The sequence below is a fragment of the Ohtaekwangia sp. genome, from assembly GCF_036786105.1.
Lineage (GTDB): Bacteria > Bacteroidota > Bacteroidia > Cytophagales > Cyclobacteriaceae > Ohtaekwangia.
The window spans coordinates 69,339-83,468 of the sequence record NZ_DAIQRQ010000017.1 but is presented as its reverse complement, the minus strand read 5'-3'; the positions used below and the strand labels follow the sequence as shown (position 1 = coordinate 83,468).

Sequence of the window (14,130 nt, the reverse complement as noted above, 5' to 3'; positions counted from 1 at the left end):
ATACCAGCCCACGCAATGTCTATTCTATTTTTAAAAGAGAGGAGATCAAGACCGATCTTCTGAAAATTATCAGTGAAGTTTTGAATTACAACTTCTTCAGCCTGTATGTAAATTCAATTAAATATAAAGAGCCGTCTATTCTCATACGAAAACCAAACAGCACCCGAAGCAAGGTAATGATCACCCTTGAACTCGATGGCCGTCCGGAAACACTCGAGCAGAGCATCCGGCAGCTGAAGAAGATCAACAATGCATTGTAGCTGCAGCTGGCTGCAAGTTGCTGGGCATTTGCAGTTGATAAATAGCTACGAGCCTTGAGCTATGAGCTATCAGATGTTATCCGTTAATCGTTACTGGTTATTCAAATCTTTACTAATTCAGAAAGAGGAATCTCCAAAACTGTAGCCACACTGTAAAGTGTATATATAGTTGGTGTAGTATTACCCTTTTCCAATCTGTCAATACTCTGACGATCTTTCATCATGGCACGAGCCAAGTCAGACTGTGTCCAGCCTTTTTTTTCCCGCAGCATAACAATTCGGGCGCCTATTCTTACCGCTAATTCTTCCTTTTTCAACCTGAGCCTTTATGAGAAGGAAAATTGTGAGAATTGCCTAAAAAAGATGTCATCATATATGCTGACAAACCGTTTCCTTATCTATATCTTTGTTTCGTTAGTAATACAACCGTCTCGCATTCAGTTGGAGACGTGACAAATGAGTTATTTGTTAATGATTATAGTATGTTGGATAAATTAGCCGAAGAATCCCATCTCCCTCCCCGAATCGAAAACGCATTCAAATTATTTTTGAAACGAACGCCACCGGAACGACTTAATCGTACAGTACGAACGTTGTTTATAGAATACCTCTCTCATCAGCACGACTTTCTTCCACCAGACTTTCATCTTTACCTGGATGATCTGTCAAATCTCTTTATCCTGCTCGATAAAATTGACTGCGAGACTAAAGGCTGGTATACTGAATGTGAGGAGAAAAATTAGCCTCATCCAAAACCCTTCTCCAAAGGAGAAGGGCTTTAAAGTCCCTCTCCTCCGGAGAGGGATTTAGGGTGAGGCTAAAATATAGATTAAAAGCTGGATCACTTCATTAAGTATAGTCTGTTTCCCTGGTTAACCGCTCTTGACAAGACTTCTAAAAAATGATGTGAGGAGAAAAATTGGCCTCATCCAAAACCCTCTCCTCCGGAGAGGGACTTAGGGTGAGGCTATATAGCTCCTACTTCATATACATATAGTCTACCGTAACATCGAGCATAGCTTTGAGTCCGGTAAGCATACCGCGGTCGTCCATCATAAAATCGGGTGTATGGTGCGATGCTGCTTTCTCTACGGGAATCTCCGGAGGGCAAGCCCCTACAAAGAAAAAGAATCCTGGTACCTTCTGTTGATAGTAGGCAAAATCTTCTGCCCCGGTAACGGCTGGTATACGCGCTACATTCTGTTCGCCAGCAGCTTTGTTCAGGCTTGCTACCATCTTCTCTGTCAATGCAGGATCGTTATACGTAACCGGTGTCATCTTCGTGATCTCTACTTCTGCACGTGCACCTGCACTTTCGGCTATACTGGCAGCCGTGCGCTTCAGGCGCTCGTGTATATCTTTCTGCATGGTTGCATCGAATGTGCGAATGGTACCCGTCATCTCTGTATACTCGGGAATAATATTCTGACGAATGCCGCTATGAATCGTTCCAACTGATATAACCGCGGGCTCTTTTGTAAGATCCGTCTGGCGACTGATAATGGTTTGTATACCATTGATGATCTGTGCAGACGCTACAATAGGATCTATACCCAGCCACGGTGCAGAACCATGCGATTGCTTGCCATATACTTTAATGGTAAACCAATCGGAAGCCGCCATCATACCCGCAGGTTTATAGGCGATCTGCCCCAGCTTGCGTATACCCTGGATGTGCATACCGAATATCACATCTACTTTTGGATTTTCGAGTACGCCTTCGCGCACCATCAGGTCGGCACCACCTTCTTCACCGGCCGGAGGTCCTTCTTCTGCTGGTTGAAATATAAATTTGATAGTGCCTCTCAGGTCTTTTTTATTTTTGGAAAGTATCTCGGCCACGCCCATCAATATAGCCACGTGCGAGTCGTGACCACACGCGTGCATCACACCGGTTTCCTGTCCGTTGAACACGGCTTTCTCTTTCGAAGCAAAAGGAAGATTATTACGTTCTGTTACCGGCAGCGCATCCATATCGGCACGCAGTGCTATTACGGGGCCGGGTTTATCGGTTTTGAGTAAACCCACCACACCAGTATGCGCTATACCCGTTTGCACTTCAATGCCCAATGCCTTGAGGTGATCGGCCACATAGGCTGCTGTCTTTACTTCACGGTTTGATAATTCAGGATATTGATGAAGGTGTCTGCGCCATTCTATAACTTTACTCTCGATCTCTTTTGCCTGCTGATCAAGTTTGGCTTGTACTTTTGGATTTACCTGCGCATGTATAGTTATAGCAGTAAACGAAAGCGCGAGGCAGAAAAAAATTTTTCTCATAGTCATACGGTAAGGCTTTAGATCCGGACAATATATTGATTATCGACTACGCAACCAACGACAATACATGGAGTGGATAAAAATCTTTGCCAGCGATACAGAAGCACGCGGCAGAATACAAAGCGGCAAGCCTCAGTTATTGGTGATACACGGTAAGCGCATTTGCCTGGTATTACACGAAGGTAATTTCCGGGCGGTGCAAGACAGCTGCACACACAACGGAGGGTCGCTCAGCCAGGGGCATGTAAATTACCTGGGCGAGATTGTCTGCCCCTGGCATGGTTATCGATTCGATTTGAGGAGTGGAAGAGCGTGCGATTCGTCTTCGCATGATTTGAAGACGTATCCTGTAAAATCGGATGATTCCGGTTTTTTTATTGGCATTTAAAATAGATTAATCCCTATTTTCGTTCTTCACCCGCTTCCCCTTAGGAGGCTGAATATCTAATCGACTGAATCATATTTATGCAAGTTCGCTTTCTCATTCTTATAGCGCTCGTTACAGGTCTTCATACATCGTTTGCCCAAACTTATTTTCGGGAAGAGAACTGGATAGACGAGTTGAACCTGGCGGGAGGACTTCCCGAAAAATTATTAAGTACCCGCACGGCAGTGTTCTACGATTATACCCTTACCGAAAAAGATCTCAACACCATGCAGGAGTATTTTCAGCGGTCGGGTATTGATGCCGTTGCATACCATGAACTTGATATGCTGATGGCGGGCAAAGATGTAACGCGAGGGTTCTCCGATTTTTTGGAGAAGCGTGAGATCACCAATCTTGTTTTCCTGGAAAAGAAAGAAAGCGGCTATCGCATTGTAATCACAACGTTCAACGGAAAAGATAACGTGGTTGATCCGAAGCAGAATGCATGGAGCGCTTCCCATACCATCCTCACGGAACTGTTGAAGAATGTATACCGTACTACCTCCGGGCAGAAGAAGTTGAACCTGCTCATCAACGATGTTCCCGAAACAGGTCTCACCGTAAACCCTATATTGGGAAAGCGGAATGAATTTTTTGCAATAGACCTGAAGGTAGATCCATTGGCAGTGCCCAAGTTTGGCAATGAAGAAATGGATAAGAAGCTCGAAGCGATCTTCAAGGAGAATTATCCGCTGAAGTATAAACTTACCGAACCGGGATTAACGGAGAAAGAATTGCGCAAGCAGGGATCGTTGTATGTATTGTGTATTGTGCATACCCGTGGTGCAGCAATCAAAGAACTATACGGTTACCCCATGACGAAATCGGAGAGCGCATTGGTATCTGTTACTTATCCGGAGGCACAGCAGCAGCTAAAAAATATACCCTCTAATACACCGGTGTATAAAGTATATTTCAAACACATCGATTCCGGCAATGTATTTCTAGGCACCAAGTGGGATTCTGATATTACCTGGGAGCAGGCACTGATCAATCACATCAAAGGCCTGAAAGCAGAGCTTAAATTGAATTAGTTCTGTGGGAAATAAATGCATTTTTTGTTCCCACAGATTTCACAGAATTGTACAGAAAAGCTTTTGCTGTGATTTCTATGATTCAAGCAAGCGCATGTTGATATGTTTTTTTGTCAGTAAACTTAAAGCAAATTTATCTCTCACAAATTTCACAGAACTACACAGATTAAATACCAACGTCTCTCACATGCCAATCGCTATCGGGAAACTGATTAACACAGATCAATATAGCTAACAGATAACCTGCAATTATTAACAGCCCGCGTCTAGCAGCTTGCAGCCAGAAGCTCACCGCTATTTATTCAATGCCTGCAGCTCGAAGCTTGTTGATATACTCCCCTTCCTTGCGCAGCATCTCTTCGTTGGTGGCTGCGAGTTCTTCCATGTTCTGGCGCATTTCTTCTTCCTGCGAGTGGAGCTGCTGGGTTTGTGTGCGCATTTGTTCTACCATGGTGCGCATCTTTTGTGTAGAGCGAACAGTAGATATAGCAGCTGCCATATACTCGGTTGCTTTTTCGGCAAAGCTTTGTTGATAGTCCTGCCACTCAGCAAACCCTGCCAGCTCAAGCACACCTTCTATCTTTTCATTATACTTCATGGGCACAATAAGTATACATGAAGGCGTTGCATCGCCAAGACCGGAGGTAATTTGTGTATAGCCACGAGGCACGGATTTCATTACAATTGTTGCACCTTCCAGGAAAGCCTGGCCGATGAGGCCTTGCCCTATATCTACTCGCTTTTCAACAAATTTCTTTTTATCAAAGGCATAGCAGGCTGATAGCTCGAGGTATTGATTTTCATCGCTATCTTCCTGCAGCACAAATGTACCGGCTTGCTGCGCCCCGAGGTAATGCACCAGGAATCGTGTAGCCTGATCGGCCAGTGTGTTGGCATCGTCCTGATGCTGACGGATAATCTCGGTAAATTTCGTAAGTCCTTCCGTTGTCCAGATGCGCTTGCGGTCCTCATCCTGTATGCGCTTCATCTGGTCGCGCATATTCACAAGCGTAGCCGAAAGATTATCGTGATTCAGTTTTGCATTTTGCTCATTTAATCCCGGCCACGTCACAGCAAAATCGCCTGAAGTAATTTTACGAATGAAGTTGGAAGCATTTCGAATATTTTCAATAGATGCATCCAATATAATACGTGCATCTTCATTGATAGGCGTGCCCGGATCGAATACGAGCTTCCGGTTATTCTGCTCCAGGTTTAGCAGGAGCGATTGCCGGTACGACTCCTGCCCGCGAATGCGATAGAAAATTATATACAGGCAAGGTATACCCAACACCAGCAACAATATCTGTATAACGATGTTGCTGCGCACAGCAGCTTTATAGCGGTCTTCTGCCTGTTGCTTCAGGGCGCGTTCGTGATTCACAAAATCGGTAGCAAAACCCAGGTAGGTTGTCCATACCTGAAAACCTCTGTCTTCTGCCATCAGTTGTTTAAACTGCATCATGCTGTCAGCTTTGGCCAATGCAACCATCTGCCGGCAGAAATTAGCATAGTCATGCACTGCTGTGATATACTTTTCAAAATTCGCCGTTGGAAATTTCTGCTTCTCCATGATCATGCGAATAGTGTCCATATCTGCAGGGCTTCCCTTCATGGCAATGTTAAAAGGATCGAGCAGTTGATCGGTCTTAGCCAGTGCATACCCCCGCACCCCCAGATCCATCAGGTTAAGCCAGCGAATCAGCTCTGAGCATTTACTCAAGGCCAGCTCTGCTTCACTTACCTGAGCCGTTGTTTCGTTCATGATCCTCTGATTACGAAAGGCAAAAATCGAGGTGATCAACATCAAAATCAGGATCACAACCACCACCAGGTGAATGATGTTTTTCTTAAAAAAACGGATCAGTTGACTCATACAAAATGGATATTAGAGAAATGCAAGAGAGAGTCTTACAAGTGTTGATATTAAAAAAAGCACACCACATTAGCAATAAAAAGTAATGATGATAGCCAGCCATGGTTGCAATATATGGTGCACTATATAAAAGCAAACAGCCTTCGATTGCTCGGAGGCTGCTTACTATCGCGTGGTGTTGATTGAATTTTCCGATTTAATGGCGAATGCCGCACACTTTGCAATACTTCATTTTATTGGGTGGCCTTTTCTTGGGCGGGCGTTTATGCCCAAAATACATCGGGTTGGAATACTGAGGCTTCATCATCAGCCTTTCGTTTCTACGAATCGTTTTCACTGTTTCGCGCATGCGGGCCTCATATTCATCTTGCGATTCGTATGTGGGGCCTCCGCCCCTTTTTTTGTTGCGCGATTTCCGGGGACCATACTCTTTTTTTGGATAGTAAGGCTCCAGCGTGGTAGGCGAATTTTGCTCCGTAGCCTGCGAAGAAGATTCTCTCTTTCGCTTTCGCTTTGAAGACTGCGCCTGCGTGGCGCAAGCTATCGCAATCAATAACAGGGTGATTAGGATTCGCATAAATAGTATTGCAAAGATATTAACTTGTTATCATTACCCCATAGTATAAGTGAATCGACCGGGAGTCGTTATGACCGATCAAATGGGATGCCCGACCGGTAAATTTTTAAGAGACAGCCGGTCATTCATCAAAAAACGACTTTTAGTTAATTTTAAAAGCTGTATCTCACCAAAACCCCTCTGCTATGAAGTATGCTATTTTTCTTGTTCTGGCGCTCTTTTCTCATATCCTGTATGCTGTTACGGACCCGACTCCGCTGGCAATCGGTGCTGCGGCCCCTGATTTTTCGCTGCCCGCCACTGATGGGAAAACGTATACCCTGAAAGATTTCAGTCAGTATAAATTACTTGTCGTCATATTTACCTGCAACCACTGCCCTACGGCGCAGGCGTATGAAGATCGCATCAAGCAGTTAGTAACCGATTATAGCACACGCGGTGTAGGGGTTGTGGCTATATCGCCCAACGACCCGAAAGCCATACGCCTGGATGAGCTTGGCTATACCGATCTGAGCGATACATTCGAGGAGATGAAGATTCGTGCAAAAGACAAAGAGTATAATTTTCCCTATTTATATGATGGTGAAACTTCGGCCGTTGCCATGAAGTACGGACCGCAGGCAACACCCCATGTATTTATATTCGATGAGAAAAGAGCACTGCGCTATACCGGCCGCATTGACGATGGCGAAAAGCCCGGCACAGCCAGGACTCACGATACACGCAATGCCTTGGATGCACTGCTGGCAGGTAACCCCGTGCCGGTAGAGAAAACAAAAACATTTGGATGTTCCATCAAGTGGCCCGACAAGCGCGAGTATGCTAACAAAGCGGCTGAAGAGTGGGCCAAAGAACCGATTTCTCTCAATGATATTGACCTGCCGCAACTTAAGCAACTGCTTCAAAACGATGGTATAAATTACAAACTCATAAACGTGTGGGCTACGTGGTGCGGACCTTGCGTTACCGAGTTTCCCGAGTTTGTAAACATGAACCGGATGTATCGCAACCGCGAATTCGAACTCATCACCATTAGCCTGGATGACATCAATCGCAAGCCCAATGCACTGAACTTCCTCACGAAGAAACAGGCATCAACCAAAAACTATATTTTCAAAGGCAACAAGTATGCTTTTTTAGAAGCATTGGATAAAAAGTGGGAAGGTTCGCTGCCTTATACATTGTTTATAGCTCCGGGTGGAAAGATTATTTACAGCAAACAGGGATTGATCGATCCGCAGGAATTGAAGAAGATCATCGTGGCCAACATCGGTCGTATTTATTGAACATCAAATTGCCACGAAGCTCAGCAATATACTATGCCGGTCTTCGTGGCAAATCGTTTCATTACTTTTCAAAAAGATCGCCCTGATCTTCGGAACGTTTCAACAGGTTAGCATCTATATTCTTGCTGGCGCGTGCGCCGAGCTTCTTGAGGTCTTCTACTCTGCGCACCAGGTTTCCGCTTCCTACTGATAATTTCTTCATCGACTCTTCGTAGAATTTCTTGGAAGACTCGAGGTGGCGGCCGAGCGTTATAAGATCTTCGGAGAAGCCTACAAATTTATCGTACAGGTCGCCAGCTTTGTTGGCTATATCCAGCACGTGGCGTGTCTGGTATTCCTGCTTCCACGTGTTCTTGATCAGTTGCAGCGAAGGTATCAGCAGCGTAGGGCTTACAAATACAATGCGTCTTTCAAGCGCTTCTTCATATAAAGTTTTTTCGCTTTGTATCGCCAGTATATAAGCCGGCTCGATGGGAATAAACATGATCACAAAATCGAGGCTGCTATCGCTGATGTTCTTCTGGTAATTTTTATCACCCAGCAATTTCATGTGCTGCCGAATAGAAGTAAGGTGGTTCTTCAGATATACTACCTTCTCTTCCTCCGACTCTGCATTTACAAAATTATTATAGGCTGTTAAGCTCACCTTCGAATCGATGATTACGTGCTTGCTCTCCGGCAATCGTATAATCACATCGGGGCGCAATCTTCCTTCTACGGTTGTAAACGACTCTTGTATAAAATATTCACGATCGCGCTCCAGCCCGGATTTTTCAAGGATGCTTTCGAGTATAAATTCACCCCATGCACCTTGCGTTTTTGTATCGCCACGCAAAGCACGCGTCAGGTTCTCGGCTTCGCGCGTCATTTGCACATTGAGCTTCTGCAGGTTTTCAAGCTGCTCGCGCAGGGCTGAGTTACGGGAGATATTGTCTTTGTGAGTATCTTCTACTTTCTTTTCAAACTCCATAATCTTTTCTCCGAGTGGCTTGAGCAGATCGAACAGGTTCGATTTATTCTGCTCGGTAAATTTGCGGCTCTTCTCTTCGAAAATATCGTTCGCCAGATTCTTGAATTGCAGCGTGAATCGCTCGTTCAATGTTTCAAGCTCTTTGCGCTGATCCTGTAACTTCTCCTGCAGGTTGCGATAATCTGCTTCTGAAGCTGCGAGGCTGTTGTTTGATTCCAGTACTTTATGCCGCTCAACCTCCAGTTCGTGCTTCAGCTCGCTCAATTGCGCTTGCAGCCCTTTGTTCTTTTCCTGTTCAAGCAATATAGAAGACGCTGCCGATTGTGTTTCAGCAGAAGATTTGAATTTAAAAACAAGCCAAGCTGCTCCTGCACCGATGCCAATACCAACTGCTAAAAAAATAATTTCCATGCGCTGTAAATATATTAACAACCCCAATGAGGGCCAATAACGTTCATTCTTTCCCGCGATTAATCTTGAAGCCTATAGGCCGATGATTTTTTGAAGCAGGTTCAAGAAGCTCTTTGATAACTTCGTAAAATATTCAGAGTGGCATTCTTTAAGATCACAAATTATGACCTTAAAGAATGCCACTCATCTATTGACAATTCAAACATAAAATCATCCGGAAATCTGTCTTTGTTTCTTTTAACAGCCTGTTCTGAGCTTTTGTTTCTACTCCATACAATTCAGCCAGATCGGTATCCAGTAATACGTTGTGATCGCGAACAAGATGGATTTTGCGGAAGATCAATTCTGCTGTTTGTAAAACGGGGTTACTCATAACGGAAATAACTTTCGCGATAATACAATCATTTAGGGTTTCACACACCTATTTGATAGATTTGTAGTCTATAATTCTGAAAATCTATGATCGAGACAATTAACTCCAGCCAGCAGGCAATTCTATTGGAAGACAAATATGGTGCACATAATTACCACCCGCTTCCCGTAGTGTTATGCAAAGGCGAAGGAGTGTTTGTTTGGGATGTAGAAGGAAAGCGCTACTACGATTCACTTTCTGCGTATAGCGCGGTGAACCAGGGGCACTGTCATCCGCGCATCATTAACGCGATGATCAACCAGGCCAAAGAGCTTACGCTTACTTCGCGCGCTTTCTATAACGACAAGCTTGGCCTTGCAGAGAAGTATATCTGCGAAACCTTCGGGTATCAAAAAGCACTGTTCATGAACAGCGGTGCCGAAGCAAACGAAACAGCCATCAAGCTTGCACGCAAGTGGGGCTACACCAAAAAAGGTATACCCGACAATCAGGCAGTGATTGTTGCTGCAAAGAAAAATTTTCATGGCCGCACTACTGCCATCATCTCGGCATCGACCGATACCGATTCGCGCAAGGGCTTCGGTCCCTTTATGCCGGGCTTTGAAATTATTGATTACGATAATGTAGAGGCATTGGCTACTGCACTTGCAAACCCGAATGTGTGCGCACTCTGGATTGAACCTATACAAGGCGAAGCCGGTGTGTTTGTTCCGGCTGAAGGATATTTGAAGGCCGCTGAAAAACTATGTCGTCAGCACAATGTGTTGCTGATGATGGATGAGATACAAACCGGTATAGCACGTACGGGCAAGATGCTGGCATCTGACCATGAAGATGTGCGCGCAGATTTGCTGATACTCGGCAAAGCACTTTCAGGTGGAACGATGCCTGTATCCTGTGTACTGGCAGATGATGATATTATGCTTGTTATCAAACCCGGAGAGCATGGTTCTACCTTTGGTGGCAATCCGCTGGCAGCAGCCGTATGTATAGAGGCCTTGCAGGTAATCAAAGACGAGAAGCTGGCAGAGAATGCAGAACGTCTTGGTATAGTTTTTCGTGAGCGCATGCAGGCATTAATCAGGAAGTCATCACTAATCACACTTGTGCGCGGCAAAGGATTACTCAACGCCATCGTAATCAACGATACACCGGAGAGCGGCACAGCGTGGAACTTATGCGTAGAGTTTATGAAGCATGGTTTGCTCGCCAAACCTACACACGGCAATATCATTCGCCTGGCACCTCCGTTGGTAATTACCGAGGAGCAGATACACGAGTGCTGCGATATTATTGAGCGCTGTGTGCTGAACTTCAGGAAGTAAATAGCACTCACTATAAAAAACAAAAGGCAGTGTTCAGCACTGCCTTTTCTGTTATATATACTTTATACGTTTTAAACTACTATTTGCCCCGTTGTCGTATCACTTCATATATACTTACACCGGCAGCCACGGAAACATTCAACGAGCCGATCTTTCCTTTCATGGGTATCTTGGCAAGCTCATCGGCTTCGCGCAGTAACACATCACTGATACCATCTTCTTCAGAGCCCATGATCAACGCGATTGGCCCGGAGAGATTTACTTCGTATAAATCTTTGTTTGCTTTCTCTGTGCAGGCCACCACACGTATACCGCTGTCGCGCAGAAGCTGCATGGTCTTCTTGAAATCACGTTCGCGGCAAACAGGTATATGATTCAACGCACCGGCTGAGGTTTTCATGGCATCGCTCGTGATGGGCGCGCTTCCTTTCTCGGGTATTACAATACCATCCAGGCCGGCACACTCGGCTGTACGTGCAATCGCTCCAAAATTTCGTACGTCTGTTATACGATCGAGCAAAAGAAAAAATGGCTCACGACCATCACTGAAAGCACGATCGATCAGATTATCCAACGATGCAAAAGATACTGCTGCGAGCAGGCATATAACACCCTGGTGATTTTTGGATGACATGCGTTTCAGCTTCTCGGCGGGTACAAACACATACGATACTTGATTCTTTTTGGCTGTAGTGATAAGTTCCTTGATCAGGTCGTTGGCAAGCCCCGACTGAATCATAATCTTTTCAATTTGTTTTCCTGCCAGAATTGCTTCCATCACCGCGCGGGTGCCGTAAATCATATCAGATTTTTCCATCGTACGCTATAGTATTTAGGCCGTTGTGTGCATAATGCATGGATTCTGTTTCCATGCAGCTTTAATCGCGCGGCAAATTCCACATTCTATTCCAGTTTTGAAAAAATATTGAAGCTTCTCTTTCAACATTCGCTGATTATATTTGGCGTCTAATTTCATACTATGTCGATTAAGATCAGAAAACAGGATGCCCTGAATTATCACATGCACGGGCAGCCGGGTAAGATTGAAGTTGTTCCAACCAAAGTATTAAGCTCACAGCTTGACCTGGCGCTGGCATACTCGCCCGGAGTAGCCGAGCCTTGCAAAGAAATTGCTGCCAACAAAGAAGACGTTTACAAGTATACATCCAAAGGCAACCTGGTTGCTGTTATATCTAACGGTACTGCTGTGCTTGGCTTGGGAGATATAGGGCCAGAAGCTTCCAAACCGGTGATGGAAGGTAAAGGTGTGCTCTTTAAAAAGTTTGCCGGTATAGATGTGTTCGACATTGAGATCGATGAGAAAGATCCGGATGCATTTATCAAGATCGTAAAATCGCTGGAGCCTACATTTGGTGGTGTAAACCTGGAAGACATTAAAGCCCCGGAGTGTTTCAAAATAGAAACCGAGCTGCGTGAGAAGATGAACATTCCGATCATGCACGATGATCAGCATGGAACGGCCATCATCTCCTGTGCAGCATTGCTCAATGCACTGGAGATTGTTGAGAAAAAGATCGATCAGATCAAGATCGTGGTGAATGGTGCCGGTGCTGCTGCCGTAAGCTGCACCAAACTATATATAGCGCTCGGCGCCAAAAGAGAGAACATCATCATGTGCGATAGCAAAGGTGTGTTGAACACATCCCGTACGGGACTCGATGCTATCAAAAAGCAATTTGTAAATGACACCCAGTGCAGCACGCTCCAGGAAGCATTGAAAGGTGCTGATGTATTTATAGGTCTTTCGGTGGCAGATGCCATTACTCCGGATGACCTCAACAACATGGCGAAAGATCCGATCGTGTTTGCATTGGCTAACCCCAACCCGGAAATCGATTATAACCTGGCGCGCAAAACCAGAGAAGATGCTATTCTCGCCACTGGTCGCTCTGATCATCCTAACCAGGTAAACAACGTACTTGGTTTCCCCTATATATTCCGCGGTGCACTCGATGTGCGTGCCACCGAGATAAATGAAGCCATGAAGCTTGCCGCTGTTCACGCATTGGCAAACCTCGCCAAAGAACCTGTACCCGATATGGTGGTGAAGGCTTATGGTACGGATAAAATACAGTTCGGTCGTGAGTATTTAATTCCAAAGCCACTTGATCCACGCCTGATCACAACGGTATCGCCTGCGGTAGCAAAGGCCGCAATGGATTCAGGTATAGCGAAACATCCCATCACCGATTGGGGTGCGTATCATCATGAACTACAGAAGCGCATTGGTATAGATCAAAAGCTGATGTCGCGCATCATCGATCGCGCCAAGAAGAATCCAAAGCGCGTGGTGTTTTCTGAAGCGAACCATCACAAGATTTTGAAAGCTGCGCAGATTCTGAAAGATGAAGGTATAGCGAAACCAATCTTGCTCGGAAACCGTGAAGAGATACTGGCATTGATTGAAGAGCACAACCTCGATCTGCACGATTGCCCTATATATTATCCACGCGAAGACGATGATATGGTGAAGCGTTATGCAGAAGTGCTTTACAAGAAGCGCCAGCGCAAGGGCTTAACTTATCTCGACAGCGTACGCATGATGCGCGAACGCAATTACTTTGGTGCCATGATGGTGGAGTTTGGTGACGCAGATGCGTTAGTGAGCGGTCTTACCAAAGATTATCCTAAAACTATATTGCCGTCACTGCAGATTATTGGTACAGCCGAAGGCGTAAATCGTGTAGCCGGTATGTATATCATTACCAACAAACGCGGCACATTTTTCTTTGCCGACACAACGGTGAACGTTGATCCAAACGCACAGGAGCTTGCCGAGATTACCGAGCTTACAGCACGCGGTGTAAAATTCTTCGACATGGAGCCACGCATCGCCATGCTATCATACTCTAACTTTGGATCTTCAAAAGGAGAAATACCCGATAAAACACGCGAAGCTGTACGCCTGGCGAAGGCAAAGAATCCATCGCTTATCGTAGAAGGCGATATACAGGCCAACGTAGCCCTGAACACGGCCCTGCAACAGGAAACTTTCCCATTCAGCACGCTGGCAAGCGAAGGTGCCAACACGCTGATCTTTCCGAACCTTGCTGCCGGAAATATAGCCTACAAATTACTGATGGAGATTGGAGGCGCAGAGGCGATAGGCCCAATCCTGTTAGGTATGAAAAAACCGGTTCACGTACTTCAACTCGGAAGTTCCATCCGCGAGATTGTGAACATGGCTGCCATTGCCGTAGTAGATGCGCAATTACACGAACAAAATGATCATTTGTAAGAGGTAATATATAGTATACTGTTTAGCGCGAGCTGAACAGTATACTCCTTAT

General features: G+C 45.3%; 13 protein-coding genes and 1 pseudogene. 7 read left to right on the top strand and 7 right to left on the bottom strand.

What is annotated here, in order from left to right:
- Positions 1–260: hypothetical protein (locus V7Q33_RS10200; protein WP_333819767.1), on the top strand; the 260-nt coding region annotated here is incomplete at its 5' end.
- A 101-nt stretch (positions 261–361) separates the two neighbouring features.
- Here V7Q33_RS10200 and V7Q33_RS10195 read toward each other — a convergent pair.
- Complete coding sequence (locus tag V7Q33_RS10195) at positions 362–577, bottom strand: helix-turn-helix domain-containing protein (RefSeq protein WP_331977058.1); 216 nt, start codon at positions 575–577, stop codon at positions 362–364.
- 165 nt (positions 578–742) lie between these two features.
- On the opposite strand from V7Q33_RS10195, the gene V7Q33_RS10190 reads away from it, so the two are divergent.
- The gene (locus V7Q33_RS10190) at positions 743–1,003 is read left to right on the top strand and encodes a hypothetical protein (protein ID WP_331977060.1); all 261 of its coding nucleotides are present in this window, start codon (positions 743–745) and stop codon (positions 1,001–1,003) included.
- A gap of 235 nt (positions 1,004–1,238) precedes the next feature.
- On the opposite strand, the gene V7Q33_RS10185 is transcribed toward V7Q33_RS10190, so the two are convergent.
- Entirely contained in the window at positions 1,239–2,540 is a 1,302-nt protein-coding gene (locus tag V7Q33_RS10185) for an amidohydrolase (RefSeq protein ID WP_333819766.1), read from the bottom strand.
- A 67-nt stretch (positions 2,541–2,607) separates the two neighbouring features.
- Here V7Q33_RS10185 and V7Q33_RS10180 point away from each other — a divergent pair, with 67 nt between their 5' ends.
- Together V7Q33_RS10180 and V7Q33_RS10175 are read left to right on the top strand one after the other, a co-directional pair.
- Entirely contained in the window at positions 2,608–2,928 is a 321-nt protein-coding gene (locus V7Q33_RS10180; protein WP_333819765.1) for a Rieske (2Fe-2S) protein, read from the top strand.
- Between the two features lie 77 nt (positions 2,929–3,005).
- On the top strand, positions 3,006–4,001 hold the full coding sequence (locus V7Q33_RS10175; protein WP_331977067.1) for a hypothetical protein: 996 nt from the start codon (positions 3,006–3,008) through the stop codon (positions 3,999–4,001).
- A gap of 298 nt (positions 4,002–4,299) precedes the next feature.
- Here the strand turns inward: V7Q33_RS10175 and V7Q33_RS10170 are convergent, their stop codons facing one another.
- Together V7Q33_RS10170 and V7Q33_RS10165 are read right to left on the bottom strand one after the other, a co-directional pair.
- Positions 4,300–5,877: a GAF domain-containing protein gene (locus tag V7Q33_RS10170; protein WP_331977069.1), complete on the bottom strand. Its 1,578-nt coding sequence runs from the start codon at positions 5,875–5,877 to the stop codon at positions 4,300–4,302.
- A gap of 196 nt (positions 5,878–6,073) precedes the next feature.
- Entirely contained in the window at positions 6,074–6,454 is a 381-nt protein-coding gene (locus V7Q33_RS10165; protein ID WP_331977071.1) for a hypothetical protein, read from the bottom strand.
- A 185-nt stretch (positions 6,455–6,639) separates the two neighbouring features.
- On the opposite strand from V7Q33_RS10165, the gene V7Q33_RS10160 reads away from it, so the two are divergent.
- Positions 6,640–7,740, top strand: a complete 1,101-nt coding sequence (locus V7Q33_RS10160) for a redoxin family protein (RefSeq protein WP_333819764.1) — start codon at positions 6,640–6,642, stop codon at positions 7,738–7,740.
- A 61-nt stretch (positions 7,741–7,801) separates the two neighbouring features.
- On the opposite strand, the gene rmuC is transcribed toward V7Q33_RS10160, so the two are convergent.
- Both rmuC and V7Q33_RS10150 read right to left on the bottom strand, forming a co-directional pair.
- Positions 7,802–9,121, bottom strand: coding sequence for a DNA recombination protein RmuC (rmuC, locus tag V7Q33_RS10155; protein WP_331983425.1), 1,320 nt, complete (start codon positions 9,119–9,121; stop codon positions 7,802–7,804).
- Positions 9,122–9,282: 161 nt separating this feature from the next.
- A pseudogene (locus V7Q33_RS10150) lies at positions 9,283–9,494 on the bottom strand (ORF6N domain-containing protein).
- Between the two features lie 86 nt (positions 9,495–9,580).
- On the opposite strand from V7Q33_RS10150, the gene rocD reads away from it, so the two are divergent.
- Complete coding sequence (rocD, locus tag V7Q33_RS10145; protein WP_331983426.1) at positions 9,581–10,819, top strand: ornithine--oxo-acid transaminase; 1,239 nt, start codon at positions 9,581–9,583, stop codon at positions 10,817–10,819.
- Between the two features lie 79 nt (positions 10,820–10,898).
- Here rocD and rlmB read toward each other — a convergent pair whose 3' ends face one another.
- Complete coding sequence (rlmB, locus tag V7Q33_RS10140) at positions 10,899–11,636, bottom strand: 23S rRNA (guanosine(2251)-2'-O)-methyltransferase RlmB (RefSeq protein WP_331983428.1); 738 nt, start codon at positions 11,634–11,636, stop codon at positions 10,899–10,901.
- Between the two features lie 162 nt (positions 11,637–11,798).
- Between rlmB and V7Q33_RS10135 the strand changes: the two genes are divergently transcribed.
- The gene (locus V7Q33_RS10135) at positions 11,799–14,078 is read left to right on the top strand and encodes an NADP-dependent malic enzyme (RefSeq protein WP_331983430.1); all 2,280 of its coding nucleotides are present in this window, start codon (positions 11,799–11,801) and stop codon (positions 14,076–14,078) included.
- Positions 14,079–14,130: the final 52 nt, after the last annotated feature.

Coding starts and splice junctions, on each gene's coding strand:
- V7Q33_RS10175 (WP_331977067.1), top strand. CDS start 3,006: ATGCAAGTTCGCTTTCTCATTCTTATAGCGCTCGTTACAGGTCTTCAT.
- V7Q33_RS10180 (WP_333819765.1), top strand. CDS start 2,608: ATGGAGTGGATAAAAATCTTTGCCAGCGATACAGAAGCACGCGGCAGA.
- V7Q33_RS10165 (WP_331977071.1), bottom strand. CDS start 6,454: ATGCGAATCCTAATCACCCTGTTATTGATTGCGATAGCTTGCGCCACG.
- V7Q33_RS10135 (WP_331983430.1), top strand. CDS start 11,799: ATGTCGATTAAGATCAGAAAACAGGATGCCCTGAATTATCACATGCAC.
- V7Q33_RS10170 (WP_331977069.1), bottom strand. CDS start 5,877: ATGAGTCAACTGATCCGTTTTTTTAAGAAAAACATCATTCACCTGGTG.
- rmuC (WP_331983425.1), bottom strand. CDS start 9,121: ATGGAAATTATTTTTTTAGCAGTTGGTATTGGCATCGGTGCAGGAGCA.
- V7Q33_RS10185 (WP_333819766.1), bottom strand. CDS start 2,540: ATGAGAAAAATTTTTTTCTGCCTCGCGCTTTCGTTTACTGCTATAACT.
- rlmB (WP_331983428.1), bottom strand. CDS start 11,636: ATGGAAAAATCTGATATGATTTACGGCACCCGCGCGGTGATGGAAGCA.
- rocD (WP_331983426.1), top strand. CDS start 9,581: ATGATCGAGACAATTAACTCCAGCCAGCAGGCAATTCTATTGGAAGAC.
- V7Q33_RS10190 (WP_331977060.1), top strand. CDS start 743: ATGTTGGATAAATTAGCCGAAGAATCCCATCTCCCTCCCCGAATCGAA.
- V7Q33_RS10160 (WP_333819764.1), top strand. CDS start 6,640: ATGAAGTATGCTATTTTTCTTGTTCTGGCGCTCTTTTCTCATATCCTG.